Consider the following 4,900-nt stretch of genomic DNA (forward strand, 5'->3'; position numbering starts at 1 on the left):
ATGGACGAGTTCATGGCGACCGGCGCCTCCTGCGCTCGCACCCTGTGCCGGCTCTCGGCGGACGCGGCCGGACCCGTGCCCGTGGCGAGCGCTGCCGCCGCGAGCGAGGCTGTGCTGCGCGGTCTCCCGATCGCCCGGGAGCAGATCCGCCTCGCTTCGATGCGTCCATGGGCCGGGTCGTGCAACGGCCGGAGCGGCCTTGGTGGCAGACGGCGCTCGACATGGCTGGTGACGCCGGGGCATGGACCTGGAACCACACCGCCGTGCCGCTCACGAACGGCGCCGCCGACGTCGCCGAAGCCGCGGCGGAGCACCCAGAGGACCTCATCGAGATGGCGGTCGGAACCGGGATGATCGTCCTCGGCGGCACAGGCCTGAGCGGCGGCGCGGCGCTCGATGCAACAGGAGTCGGAGCAGTCGCCGGTGTGCCGATCCAGATCGCGGCCGCGGCGATGGCGGGACCGGCGCTGCCACGGCTGCCCGCGGCGCCGGAGACCTGCTCTCCAACGCGTCCCGCCAGGACAACCGGTTGCTCAAGGAGGTCGATCGTCCGGACAACTGGCGGGGCAAGACGGGCGATCCCCTGCCAGACTCGATGCGTCCGGACACGGCAGGATCGAACTGGAAGGGTCGCGTTGCCAAGGGCGATGGCGAGGTTTGGCAGGCCCCTGACAAGGTGGCCCCAGGCCGACGCAAGCCACAGAATGCCGACACCATCCGCATCATGGATCCCGATGACCGATACAGCCACGGCTACGTGCGCTTCTACAACTCTCACGGACAGCCGCTGCGACTCGATGGCCACACCGGCACAGCACGTGGCCCTGACACCCACATCCCGATCCGAGCGGATGGGACCTATGACATACCGAATGGATGGGCACCATGATTCCTGACTTCGCCGGACAGACGGTTCACGACATGCAGATCGACGGCTGCCTGAGGGTCTGGACCGAGGAAGACTGGGAGTTCGACCTCAACGGCGACACCTACCTCACGAACGCGCGCCTCGGGACGGTTCGAGTCGAGAACGAGCAGTACCGGGATGACCTTCCGGACGAGCTGGTAGACCTCGTTGGGCAGCAGATCTCATCGGTCCTCGTCTCTGAGCAGGGAGACCTCGCGATCAGCATCGGAGATACCCAGCTGAGTACCCGCGCTGGTGCGGACCACGAGGCCTGGGAGATCGGCGGCCCGAAGGGTGTTCTCATCGTCTGCAAGCCGGGAGGGCACCTCGCCATCTGGGGGCCACGCATATGACGGACCGCACCGCCTTGTTCCAATCCCTCGCTGGCCAGACCATCACCGACATCCGGATCGACTACCGGCTGCAGCTGTGGACCGATGAGGGGTGGCAGTTCAACCTCGAAGGGACAACCCACCTCATCAGTTTTGGGCAGCAACCGGAGGAGGGAGGAGATCAACGTCGGCATACACGTCGACGACGAGGACTTGCCACTCGAGCCGAGGCAACTTGTCGACAGCCAGCTACGGAACGTCGTCGTGTCGCCCAATGGTGACCTCGCGCTCAACTTCAGCGACGCACAGGTGAACGTCCGAGCAGACCCGAAATACGAGTCCTGGCAGATCCATGGGGCCCGCGGGGAGATCGTGGTCTGCAAACCGAGTGGCGACCTCGCTGTCTGGGGCCCGTGGGTCTGACCCTTTCCACAGTCAACCTCTTGCACGAGTTGGCTGGCCAACGACTACTCCGCCCGGGTGGACGGCCTGATCGGGCCAGAGGGCTGTCCGACCTATCCGACCTACCGATTGGATCGGCACCAAGATTCCTAACTTCACGGGACACACGATCTACACGATCCGACTCGACTTCAGGGTCCTCGTATACACGGAGGAGAACTGGGAGATCCAGCTCAGTGGGGACACCTACCTCACCAGCCCCGAGGGGGGACGGTCCTGATCGAGGAGCGAAGTGAGCTCACCGAGGATCTGCCTGCAGAACTGGAACGTCTTGTTGGACAACAGATCTCATCGGTTCTCGTCTCGGAGACAGGAGACCTCGCAATCAACATTGGACACGCACAGTTGAGCGTCGCGGCGGGCGAAGACTATGAGGCGTGGGAGATGGGAGGCCCGCATGGAGAGATCATCCTGTGCAAGCCAGGCGGGGACCTCGCTGTCTGGGGGCCACGCACATGACCGATCTGCACCCGCACCGGGGGCAGAGTGCGCGCAACAGCCGGCTTGACGCTGGCATGCGTCACGCTCAAGCGAAACCTGACGGGCGATCGGCGCAGACAGTTCGCACCGGCGGACGACCGTTGGTCGCGGACAGTGGTGTCAGCGGCCATCGCTGAGCAGGAGCCGACGCCGCCGGACGGACCAACGGTCGTCCGTTCGCTCGCGCGAGATCAACGCCGGCTCGTGGCCTCCCCGTGCAGCCTCGCCAGGTCGACATAGACCTCGGCGTTGTGCCGGATCTTCTCGACCTGCTCGTCGATCAGCACGCGGCGCACCTTGCCGGGGACGCCGGCGACCAGCGATCGCGGCGGGATGACCACACCCTCCTGTAAGACGGCCCCAGCCGCGACGAGGCTGCCCTCGCCGATGACCGCTCCATTGAGGATGACCGAGCCCATCCCGATGAGGCAGTCGTCCTCGATCGTGCACCCGTGCAGGACCGCCCGGTGGCCGACGGAGACGCCGGAACCCACCCGGGCGGGCTTGCCGGTGTCCGTGTGCACGACCACACCGTCCTGCAGGTTGCTGCGTTCGCCCAGGACGATCGGCTCGAACTCGGCTCGCAACACGGCTGTGTACCAGACGCTCGAGCCCGCCTGCAGCTCGACGTCGCCGACGAGCTGCGCCGTGGGTGCGACGAAGGCGGACGCGTCGACGTGGGGGATCCGGTCACCGAGCGGGATGATCATTGGCCCACCCTGCCACGCCCGATCCGTCGAGCCCAGCGGGAGTCGAGGCACCTACCGACGAGTCGTGCCCACCCCTCACCCCGACCCAGGCAGGTGCTCGGCCCGGCCGGGCGTCGTCCGAGCGACCGAGCGGCGAAGCTCGAGCCCGCCCTTGACGACACCTGCGGCGAGGGCGGCACCGACGCCCTCACCGGCCCGGATCCGCAGGTCGATCAGCGGCTCGAGACCGAGCTCGGTCAGGACGAGCGAATGCGCCCGCTCACGAGATCGTTGGCCGGCGACCAGATGTGCGGCTACAGCGGGTTCGACCCGGACGGCTGCGAGTGCGCATACGGACGTGGCGAGACCATCCAGGATGACGACACCCCCAGCCTCCGCCACCCCCAGGATGACACCGGTGAGCACCGCGAACTCGCCCCCTCCGAGCCGCCGCAGCACCCCGTGGACATCGACACTGTCTCCCCGCTGCACGCTCGATCGGGACTGCTGCACGCTCGATTGGGACTGCTGCACGCTCGATCGGGACTGCTGCACGCTCGATCGGGATTGGGGCACTCTCGATCCGGACTGGGGGGGCCGTGCGAGGACACGGGCGAGGGCACGCTCGACGACGTCGACCTTGCGCGCGACCATGGCAGTGTCAGCCGACGAGCCCCGCCCGACCACCTCACCAACCGGCACGCCCAGCAACGCTGTCGCGAGCGCCGCGGCGACCGTCGTGTTGCCGATCCCGATCTCGCCGAGCGCGACGAGGCCCGACCCGGCCGCAGCGCGACCGCGCTCGCGACCCAAGGCGAGCAGGGCGGCATACGCCCGCTCGTCGAGGGCATCCGAGGTGACGAGATCGCCTCGGCCCGACGAGCTCCCCACCCCGGCGTCGACAAGGTCGAGCGACAGGCCCGCGGCCCGCGCGGCGACGGCCCCCATCGAGCTCCCCTCACGGGTGGCCCGGACGAGGTCGGCCGTGACCGACGGGTCGAAGGCGGAGATGCCGTGCCGCGTCACCGGGTGGTCCGCGGCCGCGATGACGAGCATCCCCGGCCCGTCCGCCACCGGCAGGGCGCCGATCCGGTCGAGCACCGTGTCGAGGACGCCGAGCGAGCCGGGCACCGTGAGCAGGGCGTCGGCCCGGTCGCGAGCCCCGACGACCTGTCTCTGGTCGGGACCGCGCAGGTGCGATACCGGCGGGGCCGCCTCGGTCCACCGCTCGCGCATGACGACCTGGTCCAGGGGCAGCCGCCTCGACCATCCGGCACGCTCCAGCCCGGGCGACGGCGGGCGCTCGTCGGGCCAGCCGAGGCAGAGCCAACCGAGGGTCTCGACCCCGACGGGCAGGGCGAGCAGGTCGGCGAGCTCGGCCGGCTCGAAGAGGGTCACCCAGCCCATCCCGAGGCCGTGCGCCCGCGCGGTCAGCCACATGTTCTCGATCGCCGCGGCGCAGGACCACAGGTCCGTGTCCGGGAAGGTAGCGCGCCCGAGCACCCCGGCGGCCGGGGTGCGGCGGTCGCAGGCGACGACGACGCCGAGCGGGGCCTCGCGGATCCCCTCGAGGCGCAGGTCGAGCAGGCCACGCGCGGACTCCTCGGCCATGCCCGCGGCCTGCTGGAGCCGCGCCCGGTCGGCCATGACCGCGGCCGCGTCGCGGGTCGCCTGCTCGGACACCACGATGAACCGCCACGGCTGGGAATGCCCGACCGACGGCCCGCGATGGCCGGCCGTGAGGATCGCCTGAAGGACGTCGTCGGGGACGAGGTCGGGTCGGAAGCGGCGGATGTCGCGTCGCGCGGCCACCACCCGCTCGAGCGGCTCGAGCTCCTCGGGCATGGCCCACGCGCCCGGGGCGTCGGCTCGTTCGGCGGCGGAGGTGGTGTCCCCGATCGTGGGGACCGGCCGGCGGAAGCTCACGCTGCGAGGGTAACGAGAGTAGGCGGCATACCCACGGGGTGGGTCACGACCGGGTGTGCGTCAAGTTTGTGGTGTGGCCCAGAGAATCTGTTCGCGTCCGGACT

6 protein-coding genes are annotated in these 4,900 nt (G+C 69.3%); 3 read left to right on the forward strand and 3 right to left on the reverse strand.

All coding sequences use genetic code 11. The features are described 5' to 3' along the window. Positions 1 to 314, reverse strand: a 314-nt coding sequence (locus tag L0H79_RS20785; RefSeq protein ID WP_301486545.1) for a hypothetical protein, incomplete at its 3' end; no start/stop codon positions are given. A gap of 571 nt (positions 315 to 885) precedes the next feature. On the opposite strand from L0H79_RS20785, the gene L0H79_RS20790 reads away from it, so the two are divergent. From L0H79_RS20790 to L0H79_RS22340, 3 genes are all read left to right on the forward strand, one after another. Continuing rightward, complete coding sequence (locus tag L0H79_RS20790) at positions 886 to 1,260, forward strand: DUF6188 family protein (RefSeq protein ID WP_301486546.1); 375 nt, start codon at positions 886 to 888, stop codon at positions 1,258 to 1,260. A gap of 84 nt (positions 1,261 to 1,344) precedes the next feature. Beyond that, positions 1,345 to 1,662, forward strand: a complete 318-nt coding sequence (locus L0H79_RS20795; RefSeq protein ID WP_301486548.1) for a DUF6188 family protein — start codon at positions 1,345 to 1,347, stop codon at positions 1,660 to 1,662. 198 nt (positions 1,663 to 1,860) lie between these two features. Continuing rightward, a complete protein-coding gene (locus L0H79_RS22340) occupies positions 1,861 to 2,160 on the forward strand; it encodes a DUF6188 family protein (protein WP_367652507.1) in 300 nt (99 codons plus the stop codon). A gap of 212 nt (positions 2,161 to 2,372) precedes the next feature. On the opposite strand, the gene L0H79_RS20800 is transcribed toward L0H79_RS22340, so the two are convergent. Together L0H79_RS20800 and bluB are read right to left on the reverse strand one after the other, a co-directional pair. Further along, a complete protein-coding gene (locus L0H79_RS20800; protein WP_301486550.1) occupies positions 2,373 to 2,891 on the reverse strand; it encodes a gamma carbonic anhydrase family protein in 519 nt (172 codons plus the stop codon). Between the two features lie 75 nt (positions 2,892 to 2,966). Next, positions 2,967 to 4,796 carry a 5,6-dimethylbenzimidazole synthase gene (gene bluB, locus L0H79_RS20805; protein ID WP_301486551.1) on the reverse strand — a complete coding sequence of 610 codons (1,830 nt, stop codon included), beginning with the start codon at positions 4,794 to 4,796 and terminating at the stop codon, positions 2,967 to 2,969. Between the last annotated feature and the right edge of the window lie 104 nt (positions 4,797 to 4,900).

The sequence above is a fragment of the Intrasporangium sp. genome (genome assembly GCF_030452765.1).
Lineage (GTDB): Bacteria > Actinomycetota > Actinomycetes > Actinomycetales > Dermatophilaceae > Intrasporangium_A.